1 protein-coding gene is annotated in these 1331 nt (G+C 59.9%); it reads left to right on the top strand.

Going from position 1 to position 1331, the window contains the following annotated elements:
- Positions 1-64: 64 nt before the first annotated feature.
- Complete coding sequence (locus tag CFR76_RS17385; protein ID WP_025440022.1) at positions 65-1279, top strand: IS256 family transposase; 1215 nt, start codon at positions 65-67, stop codon at positions 1277-1279.
- Positions 1280-1331: the final 52 nt, after the last annotated feature.

Genomic DNA, 1331 nt, shown 5'->3' with positions numbered 1-1331 from the left:
GAGAGAGTGTCCGATCTTCTGTGTATAATTGATCTGGTCCATACTTCACCGAAAGGAAGTATGAATGACCATCTCGATGGAAATCCTCGACGAATTGCTGACGGGCGTGAAGCGTCCTGAAGACCTGCTCGGAGACAGCGGGTTGCTGAAGGAGCTGAAAATTCGGCTCATGGAGCGTATGCTGGGTGCAGAGTTGAGCGCGCATCTGGGCTATGAGGAAGGCAAGGCTGCCCCGCCGGGCCAGTCGAACCGGCGGAATGGCTCCACGACCAAGGTGCTGAAAGGCCAGGACGGCGCCTTTCCGGTGACGGTGCCGCGCGACCGCGACAGCAGCTTTGAGCCGGAGCTTATAAAGAAGGGCCAGACCCGGATCGACGGGATCGACGACAGGATCATCGGTCTCTATGCCGCCGGTCTGACGGTCCGGGACATCCAGACCCATCTGCTTGATCTTTATGGCCTGAAGGTCTCTCCCGACCTGATCAGCCGCGTCACCGATGCCGTGCTGGACGAGGTCCGGGAGTGGCAGGGCCGGGCGCTGGATCGGATGTATCCCATCGTGATCTTCGATGCCCTTCGGGTAAAGATCCGCGATGCTGACAGCCGGACCGTTAAAAACAAGGCGGTTTACGTTGCTCTCGGTGTCACCCGCGAGGGAGTGCGCGAGGTTCTGGGGCTCTGGATCGCCGAGAATGAAGGCGCCAAATTCTGGCTTTCGGTCATGAACGAGTTGAAGAACCGGGGCATCCAGGACATCCTGATCGCGGTCGTGGACGGGCTGAAAGGCTTTCCCGAGGCCATCACCGCCGCCTTTCCCGAGGCGATGGTTCAGACCTGTATTGTTCACCTGGTGCGCCACAGCCTGAACTTCTGCTCATGGAAGGACCGCAAGGCCGTGGCTGCCGACCTGCGCCGGATCTACGGGGCGGCGACCGCTGACATGGCGGCCGCAGAGCTCGATGCGTTCGAGGAGAAATGGGCCGGGAAATACGCGTCGATCGCCCCGGCATGGCGCCGGGCATGGGCCGAAGTGATCCCGTTTTTTGCCTTCGATCCGGCGATCCGCAAGATCATATACACTACGAACGCCATCGAGAGCCTGAACCGGGTCATCCGCAAATCGATCAAGACGCGCGGTTCGTTCCCGACCGACGATGCCGCAACGAAGCTGATCTACCTGGCGATCCGCAGCTTTGAGAAAGACGGGCGGAATGTTCGGGAATGGTTTGCAGCCCGCAACCAGTTCGCCATAATGTTCGGCGAGCGCTTCGCCGCTTGAGTATCTGAAAACCCATGGGCCAGGCCAGATACACAGACTTCAGGACACTCCC

The organism is Komagataeibacter swingsii (genome assembly GCF_003207895.1).
In the GTDB taxonomy this organism is placed as follows: domain Bacteria; phylum Pseudomonadota; class Alphaproteobacteria; order Acetobacterales; family Acetobacteraceae; genus Komagataeibacter; species Komagataeibacter swingsii.
This window is presented reverse-complemented; position numbering and strand designations above follow the sequence as displayed.

What these genes read in the sequence shown, in the direction of transcription:
- CFR76_RS17385 (WP_025440022.1), top strand. Translation starts at nt 65, where the DNA reads ATGACCATCTCGATGGAAATCCTCGACGAATTGCTGACGGGCGTGAAG.